This is a genomic window from Bacillus sp. N1(2025), assembly GCF_053470005.1.
Map to the genome: position 1 here is coordinate 21,102 of NZ_JBLTJB010000003.1, position 18,077 is coordinate 39,178.

General features: G+C 50.0%; 18 protein-coding genes. 14 read left to right on the forward strand and 4 right to left on the reverse strand.

The genetic code is table 11. The annotated features are described in order from the left end of the window. The first annotated feature begins 25 nt into the window (after positions 1–25). The gene (locus ACNFN4_RS07840; RefSeq protein WP_022553855.1) at positions 26–3,895 is read left to right on the forward strand and encodes a metallophosphoesterase; all 3,870 of its coding nucleotides are present in this window, start codon (positions 26–28) and stop codon (positions 3,893–3,895) included. 167 nt (positions 3,896–4,062) lie between these two features. Beyond that, positions 4,063–4,638: a TetR/AcrR family transcriptional regulator gene (locus tag ACNFN4_RS07845; protein WP_007614041.1), complete on the forward strand. Its 576-nt coding sequence runs from the start codon at positions 4,063–4,065 to the stop codon at positions 4,636–4,638. Between the two features lie 144 nt (positions 4,639–4,782). Here ACNFN4_RS07845 and ACNFN4_RS07850 read toward each other — a convergent pair whose 3' ends face one another. Genes ACNFN4_RS07850 through nagA form a run of 3 tightly spaced genes read right to left on the reverse strand, consistent with a single transcriptional unit; the run spans position 4,783 to position 7,440 of the window. Further along, positions 4,783–5,514 carry a GntR family transcriptional regulator gene (locus tag ACNFN4_RS07850; RefSeq protein ID WP_012118554.1) on the reverse strand — a complete coding sequence of 244 codons (732 nt, stop codon included), beginning with the start codon at positions 5,512–5,514 and terminating at the stop codon, positions 4,783–4,785. Positions 5,515–5,527: 13 nt separating this feature from the next. After that, entirely contained in the window at positions 5,528–6,253 is a 726-nt protein-coding gene (nagB, locus tag ACNFN4_RS07855; protein WP_017418833.1) for a glucosamine-6-phosphate deaminase, read from the reverse strand. Then, positions 6,250–7,440: an N-acetylglucosamine-6-phosphate deacetylase gene (gene nagA, locus ACNFN4_RS07860; protein WP_094296328.1), complete on the reverse strand. Its 1,191-nt coding sequence runs from the start codon at positions 7,438–7,440 to the stop codon at positions 6,250–6,252. Before nagA ends, nagB begins: the two co-directional genes overlap by 4 nt. A gap of 169 nt (positions 7,441–7,609) precedes the next feature. Between nagA and hprK the strand changes: the two genes are divergently transcribed. From hprK to ACNFN4_RS07880, 4 genes are read left to right on the forward strand one after another with little or no spacing between them, the layout of a single operon-like run. After that, on the forward strand, positions 7,610–8,542 hold the full coding sequence (gene hprK / locus ACNFN4_RS07865; protein WP_003151456.1) for an HPr(Ser) kinase/phosphatase: 933 nt from the start codon (positions 7,610–7,612) through the stop codon (positions 8,540–8,542). Positions 8,543–8,556: 14 nt separating this feature from the next. Beyond that, positions 8,557–9,372 carry a prolipoprotein diacylglyceryl transferase gene (gene lgt / locus ACNFN4_RS07870; protein ID WP_014418979.1) on the forward strand — a complete coding sequence of 272 codons (816 nt, stop codon included), beginning with the start codon at positions 8,557–8,559 and terminating at the stop codon, positions 9,370–9,372. A 25-nt stretch (positions 9,373–9,397) separates the two neighbouring features. After that, on the forward strand, positions 9,398–10,048 hold the full coding sequence (gene ppaX, locus ACNFN4_RS07875; protein WP_063636484.1) for a pyrophosphatase PpaX: 651 nt from the start codon (positions 9,398–9,400) through the stop codon (positions 10,046–10,048). Between the two features lie 3 nt (positions 10,049–10,051). After that, positions 10,052–10,567, forward strand: coding sequence for an acyltransferase (locus ACNFN4_RS07880; RefSeq protein ID WP_094296327.1), 516 nt, complete (start codon positions 10,052–10,054; stop codon positions 10,565–10,567). A 20-nt stretch (positions 10,568–10,587) separates the two neighbouring features. On the opposite strand, the gene ACNFN4_RS07885 is transcribed toward ACNFN4_RS07880, so the two are convergent. Beyond that, complete coding sequence (locus tag ACNFN4_RS07885) at positions 10,588–11,313, reverse strand: C39 family peptidase (RefSeq protein ID WP_021495261.1); 726 nt, start codon at positions 11,311–11,313, stop codon at positions 10,588–10,590. A 237-nt stretch (positions 11,314–11,550) separates the two neighbouring features. Between ACNFN4_RS07885 and ACNFN4_RS07890 the strand changes: the two genes are divergently transcribed. Genes ACNFN4_RS07890 through hisIE form a run of 8 tightly spaced genes read left to right on the forward strand, consistent with a single transcriptional unit; the run spans position 11,551 to position 17,962 of the window. Continuing rightward, positions 11,551–12,723, forward strand: coding sequence for an ATP phosphoribosyltransferase regulatory subunit (locus ACNFN4_RS07890; protein ID WP_022553850.1), 1,173 nt, complete (start codon positions 11,551–11,553; stop codon positions 12,721–12,723). Beyond that, positions 12,716–13,357 carry an ATP phosphoribosyltransferase gene (hisG, locus tag ACNFN4_RS07895; RefSeq protein WP_012118547.1) on the forward strand — a complete coding sequence of 214 codons (642 nt, stop codon included), beginning with the start codon at positions 12,716–12,718 and terminating at the stop codon, positions 13,355–13,357. Before ACNFN4_RS07890 ends, hisG begins: the two co-directional genes overlap by 8 nt. After that, positions 13,354–14,667, forward strand: coding sequence for a histidinol dehydrogenase (hisD, locus tag ACNFN4_RS07900; RefSeq protein WP_022553849.1), 1,314 nt, complete (start codon positions 13,354–13,356; stop codon positions 14,665–14,667). Before hisG ends, hisD begins: the two co-directional genes overlap by 4 nt. Beyond that, complete coding sequence (gene hisB / locus ACNFN4_RS07905; protein ID WP_022553848.1) at positions 14,633–15,217, forward strand: imidazoleglycerol-phosphate dehydratase HisB; 585 nt, start codon at positions 14,633–14,635, stop codon at positions 15,215–15,217. The genes hisD and hisB overlap by 35 nt, the downstream gene beginning before the upstream one ends. Beyond that, entirely contained in the window at positions 15,218–15,856 is a 639-nt protein-coding gene (gene hisH, locus ACNFN4_RS07910; RefSeq protein ID WP_022553847.1) for an imidazole glycerol phosphate synthase subunit HisH, read from the forward strand. Then, positions 15,853–16,590, forward strand: a complete 738-nt coding sequence (hisA, locus tag ACNFN4_RS07915) for a 1-(5-phosphoribosyl)-5-[(5-phosphoribosylamino)methylideneamino]imidazole-4-carboxamide isomerase (protein ID WP_022553846.1) — start codon at positions 15,853–15,855, stop codon at positions 16,588–16,590. The genes hisH and hisA overlap by 4 nt, the downstream gene beginning before the upstream one ends. Beyond that, positions 16,587–17,345, forward strand: coding sequence for an imidazole glycerol phosphate synthase subunit HisF (gene hisF / locus ACNFN4_RS07920; RefSeq protein WP_014418971.1), 759 nt, complete (start codon positions 16,587–16,589; stop codon positions 17,343–17,345). The genes hisA and hisF overlap by 4 nt, the downstream gene beginning before the upstream one ends. Further along, positions 17,342–17,962 (forward strand): bifunctional phosphoribosyl-AMP cyclohydrolase/phosphoribosyl-ATP diphosphatase HisIE, encoded by a 621-nt coding sequence (gene hisIE / locus ACNFN4_RS07925; protein ID WP_021495256.1) that lies wholly within the window; start codon positions 17,342–17,344, stop codon positions 17,960–17,962. Before hisF ends, hisIE begins: the two co-directional genes overlap by 4 nt. Positions 17,963–18,077 lie beyond the last annotated feature (115 nt).

An 18,077-nucleotide genomic window follows, 5' to 3' on the forward strand; every position in this document is an offset into this window, starting at 1 on the left:
ACATAATGCATAGGGAGGTAATGAGATGAAACTTGTGATGACGCTCTTTTTTCTGATTGGTTTGCTTTGTGTAAGTCCTTCTGCGGATGCGGCGCGCAAAGAATCGGCAATCCCCGTGAATCAGCAGGAATTCGGACAGCCGCCTCATTACATACCGCTTCTGGAGAATCCTCCCCAAATCGAAGTAAAGGCGGAAATGAAAAGAAACCTGTTCATACAGGCTCATGTACGGAATGCTGACTATCAAGCGTTTTCGGCGTTTCTTTTTTATAAACAAAGCAATGAGCTGGGGTTTAAAATGGTGCCGATGGAGCCCGCGCCAGGCGCAATCCGGCTGTTTACGGCCCAGGTTTCAAAGCGGGATATCTGGAATGGAGAATTGGAATATTACCTCGTATTCACCAACGGCAGACAGCGGGCGGAATCGGAGAAAAAGCGGCTGAAGCTGGACGGCTATCAAGCCGATTTGAATCATATTCCCGAGCTGATGATTACGGAGCTTGCGGTTGATACGAAAAATGAAGACGGCGCTGATGCCTATGAATTTATCGAGGTGTATAACACGACGGACAGACCCATTCATTTTAAAGACTATCACATCCGCTACCGCTATCCGAAGGAAGGGCCGGAATCAGATATGATATGGAGGCCGAAAGAAGATACCGTCATTCCGTCAGGCGGGACTTACGTGTTTTGGCTGAGACGCGCCGCATCAGAACTGACGATAGATGATTTCAATCGCTATTACGGGACACGCCTGAAGGAGGGAGAACATCTCGCCGTCATCGAAGGGACGGACGGAATGTCCAACGGCCGCCCGCGTACGGTGGTGCTGTCGGCAAATACCGGAAAGGGTATCGCCTCAGCGCATTACCGGAAACACGCTTTCCGCCGGCTGACTTCTTTGCTGTACAAATATCCGCTGAACGGAACGGGAGAATTGCTGAGGATCTCCACGAGTGAGCATAAGCCGTCACCGGGCTCTGTTTTTCAGGCGCAGATCCCGCAGCAGAAAAGGGTGATAAAACCCGACAAGGAAAAACCGGTCATCGAAGACCTTACAGACAGAAAGCCCGTCCGGCCCGCTGAAAGCATTGAATTAAAGGCTGACATAAAAGACAAAAACCTTGTCAAAACAGCCGCGTTTTATTACCGGACCAATGAGAAAAAACCATTCAAACGAATTCTGGCCGAAAAAGACCGCAACGACAGCTTATACCATCACATTCTTTATTCCCCGGAACTGCTCGGCCAGGATCAGCTTGAGTATTATATCGCAGCCAGTGATGGAGAAAATGAAGCAAAAACGCCCGTCAAGATGATTGACATTGAACAGACGAGCAAATCACACGGACTCAGAATGAATGTTGAACCCGAAGATACGATATCCGGCACCTATCTGCTCAAAGCGACTTCCGACGTCAGCCCCGATAAGATCAAGCTGTGGATTGACGGCAAACGGCAGGAGACCCGGCCGGCCTTGGAAAAAGAAGTCTATTTCGCCTTCGATGCCCGGAAAACGAATCTTTATTTTCAAAACACCGTCATGATGGAAAACGAGGTGCTGCACATTTTTGACGATCCGTCTCACCGCTACAGAACACACTCGGTTCTCCTTCCGGAACGTCTGCTGCAAAAAGGGGGCAAAACACAGAAAGTATCCATCCGTTCGGGCTCAAAGGTTTCTCCATATGACACGGGAGAGAATCGGGATGATTTTGTCGTGAAACATGCCCGTCTGGTGCTTTCCGACGGAACGGTGATCAAAGATGGGAAGACGGACCCGGCTGAGCAGCTGTTTATCGGTGACGGCAGGCGGGCGAATCAGCAGAAGACCTTCTCATTCAGCCTGCCGGATCATTTGTTTACGTCACGGCTGCTGCCGTGGAACACGGCGAAGCTTTCGGAAGGCTATCACCACATTTTTGTTAGCGACGGTGAGGAGCAGCTGAGCCAGTCTGTGCGGGTGGACAATACGGGGCCGAAGATTGTCCCGAATATTAAAGAAGGCGCGGCGCTGAAAGGTAATGTTGAGCTGAATGCGGACATCCGTGACAAATGGAGCAAAGTGGAAGAGGTCAAAGCGTTTTTGGACGGAGAAAGCATTACGCTCCCGCATCACACGTCATCAGCCGATCTTAAGCCCGGAAAACATACCCTTACTATCATTGCGGCAGACCTTGCCGGAAATGAAACAACCTCCGTCCGCACCTTCCATATCAAACGGGAGGAGCCGAACCAGCCGGAGCTTGCTGATCAAAAAATCGGCGCCCACAAAGCAAAGCTGTCCGTCCGGGTAAAAGACCCGACGAAGGATGACATGAATGTATCATTTTACCGGGGCTTCCGTTATACCGCGCGGAATCCGGGCAGCGTGAAAGTGTATAAACACGCCTCATTAACGGAACCGCCGAGGGGCATAAAAGAAAATGAAATGCCGTTTACCCTGCCGGAAATGAACCGCATCTCGGCAAATGACGGAAAAACCGTTTCGGCGGAAAGTATGGAGCGTTTTCCTTATCACCGGTTCGAAGTCTCCGTTGACCCGTCTATCGACGAAACGGATCTGGCCGAGGCGGTCTGGAAAGGAAGCTCTCTGCCCGGCCGAAAGGTAACCATGTATATTTGGAATTACCGGACAAGCCGCTGGCAGGAGGCGGACAGCGTCCTTGCCAAAGATAAAAAGCCGTTTACATTAAAAGCCGCCGTTTCCGCAGCGGATGTGGTGAAGAACTCAAAAATGAATGTCATCGTGCAGGATCAAATACCTGCGAAAGGCAATTATACGTTTGTCTGGATGTCGGATACACAGTATTACGCACAAGGGCACCCGCACATTTTTGACAAAATGACGGAGTGGATCAAAGAAAATAAGGAAAAGCACAATATTAAATATGTCTTTCATACTGGTGATATCGTCGATGATTCAATGGTGATGAAACAGTGGAAAAACGCCGATCACTCCATGCGGACGCTTGATAAGGCGGGGATTCCGTACGGAGTGCTTGCCGGCAATCACGACGTCGGCCATAAAGACGGCACATACCGAACCTTCGGGGATTTCTTCGGGAGCCGCCGGTTTGAACAGAACATGCATTACGGCGGATCATACAAAAATAACCGCGGGCATTATGATCTGCTGTCGGCAAGCGGGAACGATTTTATTATGATTTATATGGGCTGGGGCATTACGGAACAAGAGATTGACTGGATCAATCAAGTGCTGAAGAGGTATCCGGACCGAACCGCCATCTTATGCTTTCATGAGTACTTGCTTGTGAGCGGGAATCGAAGCCCGATCGGGGAAACGATCTATCGAAAAGTCGTCAAGCCGAATCGCAATGTGGCGATGGTATTAAGCGGCCATTACCATAATGCCATGAAAAAAACCGATGCGCTTGACGATGACGGGGACGGAAAACCGGACCGCCTCGTCCACCAAATTCTGACCGACTACCAGGACGGTCCGGAAGGGGGGCAGGGCTTTATGCGCATGATGCAATTCGATCAGGCTGCCAATCAGGTTCACATGTTCTCCTACTCGCCGTACACGGATGACATCAATTACTATGACACCGATCTGTTCGCTGATAAAGACGAATTCTCAGCAGAAATGGATTTACAGCCGAAGAGGAAAAGGGTGGCGACCGATTATTTTGAATGCAACGTCTATACGAACGAACTGCTCGGTCATAAAAAACACGTAAAAAGCGGAAAAACCGCAAATTGGGTCTGGGACGGCCTGCAGCCTGATTCCGTTTATTACTGGTACACCGTCGTTAAGGACCCGTACAACGGCAAAACAATATCACCGCTGTGGATGTTCAAAACGGGAAATACGCCGTATCGCCCGGCTCCGGATCAGTTTGATTTCAGGCATGCCTCAAACCCATAACGAAAAAAATACAGCCTGCTGATCACTCAGAAGAAAATCTGACGGTCAGCAGGATTTTTTCTGTACGTAAATGGCGGCGCCCTGCTGTAATAAGTGCTTTTGACTTTTTTATGTCCCTTTTCTATACTAAAATCGATTGGTTTTCGTAATATGCAGGAGGAAACATAATGAACAGTAAAACCGGGACAAAAGAAAGAATTATTCAAACCTCTGCATATCTTTTTCAGATTCAGGGATACCATGCGACTGGTTTGAACCAAATTATAAAAGAGAGCGGAGCACCCAGAGGGTCTGTGTATCATCACTTTCCAAACGGAAAAGCAGAACTCGCCATTGCGGCGATCAAATATACGGGAAGATGCGTTGAAAAGCAAATACAGAATAGTATGTCTCAATTCGCGGACCCTATAGAAGCGATTCAGCACTTTATTCATGTAACGGCTGAACAGTTTAATGATCCGCAGAATATTGAGGGCGTGCCGGTTGGATTGCTGGCGGGTGAGACCGCTCTGATCAATGAAACGTTAAGATGCACATGTGTTGAGGTGTTCAAGAAGTGGACGGATGTGTTTGCGGCAAAATTTCTTGAGCATGGGTTTGAACAAGAGGAAGCGGAGAAGCTCGGGGTGACAATCAACTCGATGATTGAAGGCGCAATCATGTTTTCACTGGCTCATAAAAACAAAGAACCGCTGCTGCTGATTTCAAAACAGGTTCCGTATATTGTCCAAAACAGAGGGTAGCATTTTATGACTCTTTTCTTTATAAAAATAGCTACCAGAACCCCAGCCTCTTTGTTTTGACAGAGTCATAGAGAACATTCACCGGCTTGATTTGAAAATGGCAGATCAAAAAAACATCTCCAACCCGTAACGGTTGGAGATGTTTCATTTCACCCTGTCCATATAATGCACGAATGTGTAGCGGTCGCCTCTGTAGGCGGATTTGACGTGCTCAAAGGCAGTGCCGTCCTGCAGATAAGTGGTCCGCTTGATATAGAGGACGGGGGCGCCGGGCTGGATACCGAGCAGCTCAGCTTCTTCCTCGGAAGCGGCTCCCGGTTCAAGCTCTTGTTTTGCCCGTGAGATCGGCATCTGATTGTACGCTTCAATATGCTCATACATGGATGATTGAAAATGGGAGGCGTCCAGTTTTCCCGCCTTGTCAAACGGGATGTACGAGGCTTCAATCGCCATCGGGATATCATTCGCCAGCCGGACGCGGATGATTTTATGAAGCGTTGCCGGATAGCCGCATCCCAGGATAGAAGATAATTCTTCCGTCGCCTGAATCAGCTGGTATTCGGCAAGTCTGCTCCCCGGCTTCATGCCCCGGCTTCTCATATCTTCCGTAAAGCTTGTCAGCCCTTGAAGCGGCTGTTCCATCTTCAGTTTGCTGACGAACGTTCCCCGGCCTTTCTGCCTGTATAAAAATCCTTCATTCACCAGATTGGAAAGCGCCTGGCGCACCGTCATTCGGCTGATGCCGAATTGTTCGGCGTATTCCCGCTCCGACGGAAGCAGCGCATCCGCTTTCAGCTCGCCGTTTTTGATTTGTGTTTTTAATTGTTCCATAATCTGAAAGTAAATCGGAATCGGAGATTGTTTATCAATCTGCATAGGTCAAATCCTTTCAATCGCCGCCCGCAGCCTGTTCATCAATCAAGACCGTCACATCCGGATGCGCGTGCAGGGCGGAGGCGGGGAATGCTTCGCTGATGCGCCCGTCCAGAAGCTGCTTCACCGCTTGGGCCTTGCTTTTTCCGGATGCCATGATCAAAATCCGTTTGCCGGACAAAATCGTCCCGATCCCCATTGTCAGGGCTTTTACAGGGACTTGATCAATTGACGGAAAGTACCGCGCATTCGCCTGTCTTGTCTCTTCATTCAGCTCAACAACATGGGTTCGGGATTCAAATGGCGTCCCGGGTTCATTAAAGCCGATATGGCCGTTGTGTCCGATGCCTAAAAGCTGTATATCCGCTCCGCCGAGTGTTTGAATCAATCGGTCATAGCGTCCGCATTCGGCATCAAGATCGTCTGCCCGTCCGTCAGGGAGAAAGTGGCGGTCCTTTCGGCTGTCGATATGTGCAAAAAAATGTGTATTCATATAATAATGATAGCTGTTTTTGTCCTCGGGAGAAAGCCCGGCGTATTCGTCAAGGTTGATCGTCGTGACATTTCGGAATGACAAGCCCTCTGAGCGGTGCATCCGCACAAGTTCTTTGTATACGCCTTCAGGAGTGCCCCCCGTCGCAAGGCCGAGAACGGCATCCGGCTTTTGTTTCACTGTTTCAGCGATAATCGATGCGGCTTTTTCACTTAATTCTTCATAATGTCTGCATGTGATAACGTTCATGTCCAATCAGCCTCCCTTGAGATATATGCGGTGTTTCCGCGGCAAATCGTGGCCAGCACGCCGCACTGTCCGTCCGTCAGAACAACGTCGGCGTCTTTTCCTTCGGCGATGCTTCCTTTACGGTCGAATATGCCGAGGCGGCGGGCCGCATTTGCCGATGTCATATTTGCTATATCCGGCCATGAGCAGTTTGTAAACCTGCGCATGAGCGCTGCGCCTTCATTCATTTTTAAAATGGAACCGGCCAGCGTCCCGTCAGAGAGAAGCGCCGTGTCCCCGCGAACGGTGACTTTTTGTCCGCCGAACTCGTATTCTCCGTCCTTAAGCCCTTTTGCCCGCATGGAGTCTGTAATCATGATCAGGTTTTGGCTTCCTTTCGCCAAATAGGCAAGCTTTACAGCCAGAGGATGGGAATGAATGCCGTCAGTGATCAGCTCCGCCGTGATGCGGCCGCAGGCGAGAGCCGTACCGATGCCCCCCGGCTCACGGTGATGAAAGGAGCTCATGGCGTTGAAGAGGTGCGTCATATGCACCGCCCCGGCATCCGCCGCTTTTTGTAAAAGCTCGGCTCCCGCGTCTGTGTGTCCCATTGACGGGATGATGTTTTGTTTTTTTAAATAACGGATCAGGCTGAAATCAGGATCTTCTTCCGGCGCAAGCGTCACAATTTTGATCAGCCCTCCCGAGAGCCGCTCCCATTTCTGAAAGAGCCCGGCATCAGCAGGAGTAATCCATTGTTTCGGCTGTGCTCCCGCCTTTTTCGGAGAGACAAACGGTCCTTCTAAATGAATGCCGATCAACTCAGCGCCTTTTTGGGCCTGCGGTGAGGAAGACGCCCATTTTCTGGCGTTGACGAGCGCTTTTTCAATGTTTTCGTGCTGCTGTGTGATCGTTGTCGCTAAAAAAGAGGTTGTTCCTTCTTCGGGCAGCCGGGCGGACATTGTATCAAGAGCTGCAACATCAGCATCCATCGTATCCGCGCCGTATCCGCCGTGAATATGGATATCAATCATTCCGGGAAGTGCATACGAACCCTCGGGCGCCTTCCATTCCTTCTCATACGTTTCTTGCGGTCTTGTTTTCCCCGCGTAAGAAATGATGCCGTTCTTTATACCGAGAAATCCGTTTCGGATGATTTCTTCTTCTGTTACGATGTCCGCACCGCTGATTAACAAGCTTTCAGCCACTTTAAAACACGCCTTTCTGGTTAGTTGTTAGTTTTATTTTACTCTTTTTCAGACTAGTTATCTAGACCAGTTATGCCGGAATTGTATAAATCTGTTTTGGTTCAGACGGTAAAGTGATAAAATATAACTGTTCAAAGCTCGGAACATCCCAGAACAGGAGGAACATATCTTGGCAAAGGTTCGGACCAAAGACGTAATGGAGCAGTTCCATTTAGAATTGATCAGCGGAGAAGAAGGGATTAACCGCCCGATTACGATGAGTGATTTATCACGGCCCGGTATTGAAATCGCCGGTTATTTTACATATTACCCGAGAGAACGGGTGCAGCTTTTAGGAAAAACGGAGCTGTCATTTTTTGATCAGCTTCCCGAGGAAGATAAGAAACAGCGGATGAAATCGCTGTGCACCGATGTGACGCCGGCTATCATACTTTCCAGAGATATGCCGATCCCGCCGGAGCTTGTAGAAGCTTCCGAGCAAAACGGTGTGCCTGTGCTCAGATCCCCTCTGAAAACAACCAGGCTGTCAAGCAGGCTGACGAATTTTCTTGAGAGCCGTCTCGCGCCGACAACGGCCATTCACGGCGTGCTTGTGGATATATACGGCGTCGGCGTGCTCATTACGGGAAAAAGCGGAGTCGGTAAAAGTGAAACGGCGCTGGAGCTTGTCAAACGAGGCCATCGTCTTGTCGCGGATGACTGCGTTGAAATCCGGCAGGAGGATCAGGATACCCTTGTCGGGAACGCGCCTGATCTGATTGAGCATCTGCTCGAAATCAGGGGGCTCGGCATTATAAATGTCATGACGCTGTTCGGAGCGGGCGCCGTCAGAAGCAATAAAAGAATTACAATCGTCATGGACCTTGAGCTTTGGGAGCAAGGGAAACAATACGACCGTCTCGGACTTGAAGAAGAAAAAATGAAAATCATTGATACGGAAATTACAAAACTGACCATTCCCGTTCGCCCGGGGCGGAATCTCGCCGTTATTATCGAAGTTGCGGCGATGAACTTCAGATTGAAGCGGATGGGCTTGAATGCTGCCGAGCAATTCACGAATAAGCTGGCGGATGTCATTGAGGACGGCGAACAAGACGAATAGGAGTTGGCAATGATATGAATGAAGCAGGAACACCAATCAATCCGATTGCCTTTCAGCTCGGGCCTTTATCCGTGCACTGGTACGGAATCATTATCGGCGCGGGCGCGTTATTAGGGCTTTGGATGGCCATGAGGGAGAGTGAAAAGCGGGGGCTGAATAAGGACATTTTTATTGATCTTGTTCTTTTCGCCATCCCGATCGCAATCATTTGCGCAAGGGCATATTATGTGCTTTTCGAGTGGAGCTATTACTCGGAACACCCCGGGGTAATCATTAAAACTTGGAAAGGCGGCATTGCGATTCACGGCGGATTAATCGGCGCGATCGCAACGGGAATTGTCTTTTCAAAAGTAAGAGGCATCTCATTCTGGAAGCTGGCGGATATTGCCGCGCCGAGTATTCTGCTCGGTCAGGCCATCGGGCGCTGGGGAAACTTTATCAACCAGGAGGCTCACGGTGAAGCGGTCAGCCGGTCATTTTTGGAAAGTCTGCATCTTCCGGATTTCATCATTAATCAGATGTACATAGACGGACAATATTATCACCCGACGTTTTTGTATGAATCGCTGTGGAGTTTTGCGGGCGTCGTGATTCTGCTTCTGCTCCGCCGCGTGAACCTGCGCAGGGGCGATCTGTTTTTGACGTATGTGATCTGGTATTCAATCGGCAGATACTTTATTGAGGGAATGCGGACGGACAGCCTGATGCTTACGAGCCAGCTTCGGATCGCGCAGGTCATTTCCATTGTGCTGATTGTACTTGCGATTATTTTAATGATTTTCAGACGCATGAAGGGGTATGCCGATAAGCGGTATGCCGACACGGACTGACGCCTGAAATCGGAAAGGACATAAGATGACTGATAAACGTGTAACCGCCATTTTATTCGATCTCGACGGCACGCTGATTGACACGAATGAACTGATTATCGCTTCTTACCTTCATACGCTTGATCATTATTGCCCGGGGCAGTTCAAAAGGGAAGATGTGCTTCCGTTTATCGGCCCGCCTCTGTATGAAACGTTTTCAGGCATTAATGCTGAAAAGTGCGATGAGATGATCAGCATGTACAGAGCATTCAACCATGAAAAGCACGATGAGCTCGTCACGGAGTACGAAACGGTTTATGAAACGCTTGATGAATTGAAAAAAGCGGGCTATCAGCTCGGGATTGTCACCACAAAGCTGAGGGATACAGTGAATATGGGATTGAAGCTGACAGGCATCGGGGCGTTTTTCGATACTGTCGTCACGCTTGATGATGTTAAGCATCCGAAGCCTGACCCCGAGCCTGTGCGGCTTGCTCTCAGCCGGCTGGGGTGCGATCCGTCGGAAGCCATAATGGTCGGTGACAATTATCACGATGTCATGGCGGGCAAAAACGCCGGCACGAAATCAGCCGGCGTCGCGTGGACGATTAAAGGCGCACAGGCGCTTTCCGCCTATGAACCCGATTATATGCTCGAGAAAATGAGTGATTTATTGCACATCACCGGAGTGAAGTAATCCGTGAGAAAAACAGACCGCCATCCGGTTGCAGGTGCAAATTCATTGTGGCATGTTTATCAGACGGTTCCCTTTCTGAAGGTGATGAAAAATTTCATCATCATTCAGATCGCAAGGTATACGCCGTTTTTAAGCGTGAAAAACTGGCTGTACCGAACCTTTTTGAAAATGAATGTCGGAAAACAGACGTCATTCGCGCTGATGGTGATGCCGGATATCATGTTTCCCGAAAAAATCACTGTCGGAAAAAACAGCATCATCGGCTACAATACGACGATTTTGGCTCATGAATACTTAATACATGAGTACCGGACCGGTTTTGTCACAATCGGTGACGAGGTGATGATCGGGGCAAACACAACCATTCTGCCCGGCGTCACCATCGGGAGCGGAGCCGTTGTATCAGCCGGCACGCTGGTGCACAAAGATGTCCCGGCCGGGGCGTTTGTCGGAGGAAATCCGATGCAGGTGATCTATACGGACGAAGAAATGAAAGAACGAATGGGAAAACCCCGCTGATTAAGGTCAGCGGGGTTTTTTTATGACTTGATCACAATGGCCTGGCTGCCCATCTGCTTCCAGGCTTTTTCAAAGTCAGATCGGTCTGTTTTTCTGTTTTTATAGCCGTAAGGATCATTGACGTATACATAATCGTGATCATAACCGGTGACGGCCACGCTATGCATGCTGAACGTAATGTCGATCTTTCCGTTCGGCGTATTCCAAGTCTGCATATTATCAACCGGCTTAAAGGATGTGGTGGTAATCACCCAGACCGGCCGTCCCTTTTCAAGCTGGCGGTACACTGAAGAAATGTCTTTTCCCGTCAGGTCATATACTTTGTTTCCCGCATATTCTTTGGCAAGTTTATCAATCGGCTCATGATAAACGCCTAAACCCGGGCCGTTTTCCATATCTCCTGCAAATCCTTCACTCGGATCTCCCTTCAGCCCGCTGCTGTATGTGAGCGGAACTTTATTGATTTTATCCGCCAATGTATTTTTTGACACATGATATCCGGCATTGTTCAAAATCATGGCAAGGCTTGTCACCTCACAGCCATTGTACAGTCTGGGAGAATCCATCTGTCTGTACAGAACGACATTCAGCGGTGACGCGCTCCCTTTTAACGGTGTTTTCTCATCAGGCTCGTCGGACTGCTGATTAAAAAAATTCAAATGAATATCGTTTGTATAGATGTTATATCCCAGATAGACAAGGATGGCTGTCAGAATCAGCACACATAATGTTCCAAGCGTCTTCATTATTACTCTCCCTTGTTTCTGATGAAGCTATTCTATGTATTATAGCACTTCTGCTCAATATGATTCGATCGTTCCGGTATGTTTACAGGTTTGTTCATTCTTTAGCCATGTTTATGGAAAAGAATAGGCGGACATTGGGCGTTGCAATTCATTCTTTTATCTGCTAACATATTATCATATTAGCGAACTAAAGGATTCGGAATTTTCCTTCAGATAAAGCGGAGGTGTAAAAGGCAAATGTTTATGTTTGAGAAACCGCATGGCATGAGAGATACGCTGCCCGGTTTATACGAAGCCAAGAAAAAAGTCCGTTCCACACTGACGGATTTAATTGATAAATGGGGTTATCAGTTTATGGAGACGCCGACCCTTGAATTTTATGAAACAGTAGGCGTCCAGTCAGCTATTGAAGAACAGCAGCTATTTAAGCTTCTCGATCAGGACGGAAAAACGCTTGTGCTTCGGCCTGACATGACCGGACCGATTGCCAGGGTGGCGGCGTCTAAGCTGCACAAACACAATCATCCGCTCAGAGCGGGGTACGCGGCAAGCGTCTATCGCGCTCAGGAGCGGGAAGGCGGACGTCCGGCAGAATTTGAACAGGTCGGCGCGGAGCTGATCGGCGACGGATCAACAAGCGCGGACGCCGAGGTGATTGCGCTGGCGGCCGGCGCTTTGAAAAACGCGGGATTGCACCGGTTTAAAATCGCGATCGGCCATGCCGGACTCGCTGATGAGCTGTTTGTCGAGGTTTTGGGCAATGCCGAGCGGGCGGATGTTCTGCGGCGCTTTCTCTTTGAAAAGAATTACGTGGGATACAGGGAACATGTCAAATCGCTTCCGCTTTCTTCAATAGACAAAAGCCGGCTGCTCGCACTTCTGGAATTGCGAGGCGGGAAAGAAATCTGCGCCAAGGCGGAGGAGATCATCGGCATCTCCGGACAAAGCTTGATTCAGGAGCTGGAAGACCTGTGGGACATTCTTGAGGATTACGGGTGTGCCGAGCATATTCGCCTTGATCTGAATATGGTCAGCCATATGAGTTATTACACGGGAATTTTATTCGAAGTGTACGCGGCAAATGTTGGTTTCGTCATCGGAAGCGGCGGACGCTATAACAATCTTCTCGGCCATTTCGGCAGTCCCGCTCCCGCCACGGGTTTCGGGCTCCGTATCGACAGGCTGATTGAAGCGCTCGGCATCCAGGAAGAAACTAGTGAAGCGGACGCTGTGATTTTCAGCAAGGAGCAGCGGGCGCAGGCCATTTTATTCGCGGAGGAAGAAAGGGCGAGAGGCAGAAAAGTCGTCCTGCAGGATTTAGCGGGCATTGAAAATATCGATCATATGACAAAATCATTCGTAAACGTCACATACTTTATCGGTGCAAGAAAGGAAGAGCAGAATGGGTAAGGTACTCACAATGGCAATGCCAAAAGGACGGATATTCGAAGAAGCGGCCGGGTTGCTGCGGCAGGCCGGGTACAGGCTCCCCGAGGAGTTTGAAGAATCGAGAAAGCTGATCATTGACGTTCCTGAAGAAAATCTCCGCTTTATTCTGGCAAAGCCGATGGATGTGACGACTTATGTCGAGCATGGCGTCGCTGATGCCGGTATTGCCGGAAAGGATGTCATGCTTGAGGAAGAGCGTGACGTGTATGAGGTGCTCGATCTGAAAATCAGCAAATGCCATCTCGCCGTTGCGGGGCTTCCCGGAGCGGATTGGAACGGAGTCGCCCCGAGGATTGCGACGAAATATCCGAATGTTGCGTCAAGTTATTTCAGAGAGCAGGGCGAGCAGGTGGAAATCATTAAGCTGAACGGTTCGATTGAATTGGCGCCTTTAATCGGCCTTGCTGACAGAATCGTCGATATCGTATCAACCGGGCGGACATTAAAGGAAAACGGTCTCGTTGAATCAGAACATATTTGTGACATCACATCGCGTTTTATCGTCAATCCGGTCAGCTACCGCATGAAGGATGATGTAATCGACGAAATGGCGGCCAGGCTGGCCAGGGTTGTGGAAGGAGAAACGGCACAATGAAAATAACCGCAGTAAAAAGAAGCGAGCGGTTCTCACTGAAGCGTTCCATCGACAGCGGAACCGAAGAGCAGCGGAAAACCGTCAGGGGGATTATTGAAGACGTCAGACAAAACGGTGACAAAGCCGTTTTGGCCTATACAAAAACATTTGACGGCATCAGCCTGAATCAAATGGCCGTGAGCGCAGAGGAAGTCACCGAGGCGTACCGTCTGCTTGATGATCAGCTACTGGAAGTGATCAGACAGGCGATTGCCAATATGAAAGAATATCACGAACGCCAGCTGCAATCTTCTTGGTTTTACCATCGCAATGACGGCACGATGCTCGGGCAGAAAATAACGGCGCTCGATTCCGCGGGCGTATACGTGCCGGGCGGGACGGCCGCTTATCCGTCTTCCGTTTTAATGAATGTCATCCCCGCTCTCGCTGCGGGAGTGGAACGGATCGTTCTCGTCAGTCCTCCGGGAAAAGACGGCCGCCTTTCGCCGGGCGTTCTGGCGGCGGCGTCTGAGCTCGGCATAAAGGAAATTTACAAAGCGGGAGGCGCTCAGGCGATTGCCGCGCTCGCTTACGGAACCGAAACGATACAGCCTGTTGATAAGATCACGGGTCCCGGCAATATATTTGTAGCGCTCGCGAAGCGCGAAGTCTTCGGCGTTGTGGATATTGACATGATTGCCGGGCCCAGTGAAATCGTGGTCCTGGCAGACGATACGGCGGTGCCCAAAGAAGTCGCTGCTGACCTGCTTTCACAGGCCGAACACGATACGCTCAGCTCAAGCGTGCTTGTCACCGACTCACGGAAGCTTGCCGAAGCTGTATCAGATGAGGTGAATAAACAGCTTCAGACACTGCCGCGTAAAGAAATCGCCGAAGCGTCGATCAAGGATCACGGCCGCATTTATATTACGGAATCGATGGAAGATGCGGTGGACACGGTGAATGCGCTGGCGCCCGAGCATTTAGAAATTATGACGCATTCGCCGGAGGCTTTGCTTGGAAGCATCAGACACGCGGGAGCGATTTTCTTAGGACGATACAGCGCTGAACCGGTCGGCGATTATTTTGCCGGACCGAATCACGTTTTGCCGACAAACGGAACGGCGCGGTTTTCAAGCCCGTTGAATGTAACAGATTTTCAAAAGAAATCGAGCATCATCTCTTACAGCCGGAAGGCATTTGAAACGCACGCAGACAGCATTTCCGCCTTCGCGAGACTGGAAGGGCTTGAAGCGCACGCAAGATCGATTGAAGCGAGAAACGGAGGAATGACCGATGAGAAAAGCGGAACGCGCCAGAACAACAAATGAGACCGATATTAAGCTGGCTTTCGAAATAGACGGAGAAGGAAAAGCCGACATCAGCACGGATGTGCCGTTTATGACTCATATGCTTGATTTGTTCACAAAGCACGGGCAATTCGATTTAACTGTTGACGCAAAAGGCGATACGGAGATAGATGATCACCATACGACTGAAGATATCGGCATCTGTTTAGGGCAGGCTTTTTTGGAGGCGCTCGGTGATAAAAAACGGATCAAACGGTACGGATCAGCGCTTGTGCCGATGGACGAAGCGCTCGCCCAAGTCGCCGTAGACCTGAGCAACCGGCCGCACCTTGAGATGCGCGCTGCATTTCCGCAAGCGAAAGTCGGAACGTTTGATACCGAGCTGGTACATGAATTCCTATGGAAACTGGCGCTGGAAGCGAGAATGAATCTGCACGTCATCGTTCATTACGGCACGAATACCCATCATATGATAGAAGCCGTGTTTAAGGCGCTTGGCAGAGCGCTTGATGAAGCGTCATCCATTGATCCGCGCGTCAAGGGTGTGCCGTCTACGAAAGGAATGCTGTAAATGATCGGTGTAATTGATTACGGTATGGGCAATTTATTCAGCGTATCGAAGGCGCTGGAACGCGTCGGCGTCCCGTATGTCGTATCAGACCGGCCGGAAGAGCTTGAAAAAGCGGATGCTTTTATTCTTCCCGGTGTCGGATCGTTCAGTGACGCCATGGACAATTTACGCAGCACGAAGCTTGATCAATTCATACACCGTATGGTTGACGAGGGTAAGCTGCTCCTCGGCATCTGCCTCGGCATGCAGCTCATTTTCGAAGAAAGCACCGAAAACGGCTCTGCAAAAGGACTTGGTTTATTAGCCGGAAAAGCTGTGAGACTCAAAGACAGAGATGCCGAAGGAAACAAGCTGAAGGTGCCGCATATGGGCTGGAACCGGCTGACGTTTCACCAAACGTCTCCTTTGCTTTCGGAAGCGGAAGAAGGCTTCGTTTACTTTGTCCATTCCTATTATATAGACGGGATGGAAGACGGCGATCTTCTGGCAAGCGCTGAGTACGGCGTTCGTGTTCCGGCCATCGTCGGGAAACGCAATGTCTTCGGTGCCCAGTTTCACCCGGAAAAAAGCGGTACGGCCGGAATGGCGATCTTAACGCAATTTACAAAAATGGCAGCGGAACAGAAGGTGAAGAAATGAACGCTTTTACATTATATCCGGCAATCGATATGAGAAACGGCAAATGCGTCCGCCTCATCCAAGGCGATTACGGCAAGGAAACGATATACGGTGACTCTCCTTTAGATATGGCGGCGCAATTTGCACAAGAAGGTGCCGAATGGATTCATCTCGTGGATCTTGACGGCGCGAAAGCAGGCAGGAAAGTAAACGACAGGCATGTTCTTGACATTGCGCGTCAGCTTGATGTCAAAGTCGAGATCGGCGGCGGGATCCGTTCTGAAGCGGATGTGTACGGTTATTTATCACAAGGCGTTGATCGCGTCATTCTCGGCAGCGCGGCCGTTTCCGATCCGGCATTTGTGAAGAGCATGCTGAAACAATACGGCGGCAAAATCGCGATCGGCCTTGATGCAAGGAACGGATATGTCTCGACGGAAGGCTGGCTGGAAACATCCTCGGTAAGAGCGGCCGATCTGGGCTGTGAATTGGCGGCCGAAGGAGCGGAAACCTTCATTTTCACGGATATTGCAACTGACGGCATGCTGTCAGGACCGAACATCGAAAGCACCGTTCAGCTCGCAAAAGCAACGGGAAAAACCGTCATCGCTTCAGGCGGAGTCAGCTCAGTCGCCGACCTCAAAGCACTGGCCCGCTTCAAAGACGCCGGCGTATCGGGAGCGATTATCGGAAAAGCGCTGTATACAAAACAATTTACATTGGCTGAAGCGCTCAGCGGGGTGAAGGACGCATGATCACGAAACGAATCATTCCGTGTCTCGATGTGAAAGAAGGACGCGTCGTCAAAGGCATTCAATTTCTCGGGCTGAAAGATGCGGGCGATCCTGTCGAGCTGGCCGAAGCTTACGACAGGGAGGGCGCTGACGAACTTGTTTTTCTCGACATTTCCGCCTCTCACGAAGGCCGCAAGACGATGACAGACGTCGTAGAACAGGTTGCGGCAAAACTGGCGATTCCGTTTACGGTCGGCGGCGGAATTAATCAATTAAGCGATATGAAACGAATGCTTCGCGCCGGCGCTGACAAGGTATCCGTTAATACAGCGGCCGTCCTCCGCCCCGAGCTGATTACGGAAGGAGCGGATTTTTTCGGCTCGCAATGCATCGTCGCGGCGATTGACGCAAAGTATGACGAAGATTCGGATTGCTATAAAGTGTACACACACGGCGGCAGACAGAAAACCGACTGGGAAGTCACGGCCTGGGCAAAAGAAGCCGTCAGCCGGGGAGCGGGCGAAATCCTGCTGACAAGCATGGACGCAGACGGTGAGAAAACAGGCTTTAATCATACGCTCACACAGCTTGTCACACGTGCCGTCCCGGTGCCCGTCATTGCGTCAGGGGGAGCCGGCAGCGCGCGCCATATGCTTGAAGCCTTCACGATCGGTGAAGCGGACGCCGCGCTTGCAGCTTCCATTTTCCATTACAAAGAGACATCTATAAAAGAAGTGAAAGATTATATGAAGAAACACGGGGTGAATGTGAGATGAAACGGGCAGATGAACTGCGGTTTGACGAGGCCGGACTGATTCCCGCCATCGTACAGGATGCGGCAAGCAAAGAAGTGCTGACACTGGCTTATATGAATCGTGAATCCTACGAAAAAACGATAGAAACGAAAGAAACCTGGTTTTACAGCCGTTCACGGCAGGAGCTGTGGCATAAAGGAGCGACATCAGGGAATACCCAAAAGGTGAAAGCCATCCGTTATGACTGCGATCAAGATGCCCTCGTCGTGCTTGCGGAGCCCTCAGGACCCGCCTGCCATAAAGGAAGTTACAGCTGCTTTTCTCCGGAAAAAGCGGACGCGCAGGATCGTTTCGGCATCTTAAACGAACTGGAAAGCGTAATCGCCAAACGGCAGGCGGAGATGCCTGACGGAGCCTACACAACGTATCTGTTTCGGGAAGGCGTCGATAAAATCCTCAAAAAAGTCGGCGAGGAAGCCGCAGAGGTTATTATCGCCGCCAAAAACCGCGACCATGAAGAATTAAAATGGGAAGCGGCGGATTTGCTGTATCATTTGCTCGTTCTTCTGCGTGAGCAGTCGCTTCCTTTGGACGACGTGCTTGACGTCCTTGCGAAACGCCATTCAGCATCTGAGTAAAACAAACCTCACGGAGAGATCCGTGAGGTTTTTAATCTATCAAACTTAAACATTCAATTAAATATTCCTTATTTCCGCAACCGGAGGCAGATGAATTTGATAATATTGACTAATA

Bases quoted from the DNA above. Each gene is read 5' to 3' on its own strand.
- hisD (WP_022553849.1), top strand. From the start codon at position 13,354: ATGAAAATAACCGCAGTAAAAAGAAGCGAGCGGTTCTCACTGAAGCGT.
- lgt (WP_014418979.1), top strand. From the start codon at position 8,557: ATGAATGAAGCAGGAACACCAATCAATCCGATTGCCTTTCAGCTCGGG.
- ACNFN4_RS07845 (WP_007614041.1), top strand. From the start codon at position 4,063: ATGAACAGTAAAACCGGGACAAAAGAAAGAATTATTCAAACCTCTGCA.
- hisH (WP_022553847.1), top strand. From the start codon at position 15,218: ATGATCGGTGTAATTGATTACGGTATGGGCAATTTATTCAGCGTATCG.
- hisA (WP_022553846.1), top strand. From the start codon at position 15,853: ATGAACGCTTTTACATTATATCCGGCAATCGATATGAGAAACGGCAAA.
- ACNFN4_RS07840 (WP_022553855.1), top strand. From the start codon at position 26: ATGAAACTTGTGATGACGCTCTTTTTTCTGATTGGTTTGCTTTGTGTA.
- hisF (WP_014418971.1), top strand. From the start codon at position 16,587: ATGATCACGAAACGAATCATTCCGTGTCTCGATGTGAAAGAAGGACGC.
- nagB (WP_017418833.1), bottom strand. From the start codon at position 6,253: ATGAACGTTATCACATGCAGACATTATGAAGAATTAAGTGAAAAAGCC.
- ACNFN4_RS07885 (WP_021495261.1), bottom strand. From the start codon at position 11,313: ATGAAGACGCTTGGAACATTATGTGTGCTGATTCTGACAGCCATCCTT.
- ACNFN4_RS07890 (WP_022553850.1), top strand. From the start codon at position 11,551: ATGTTTATGTTTGAGAAACCGCATGGCATGAGAGATACGCTGCCCGGT.
- hisG (WP_012118547.1), top strand. From the start codon at position 12,716: ATGGGTAAGGTACTCACAATGGCAATGCCAAAAGGACGGATATTCGAA.
- ACNFN4_RS07850 (WP_012118554.1), bottom strand. From the start codon at position 5,514: ATGCAGATTGATAAACAATCTCCGATTCCGATTTACTTTCAGATTATG.
- hisIE (WP_021495256.1), top strand. From the start codon at position 17,342: ATGAAACGGGCAGATGAACTGCGGTTTGACGAGGCCGGACTGATTCCC.
- hisB (WP_022553848.1), top strand. From the start codon at position 14,633: ATGAGAAAAGCGGAACGCGCCAGAACAACAAATGAGACCGATATTAAG.
- ppaX (WP_063636484.1), top strand. From the start codon at position 9,398: ATGACTGATAAACGTGTAACCGCCATTTTATTCGATCTCGACGGCACG.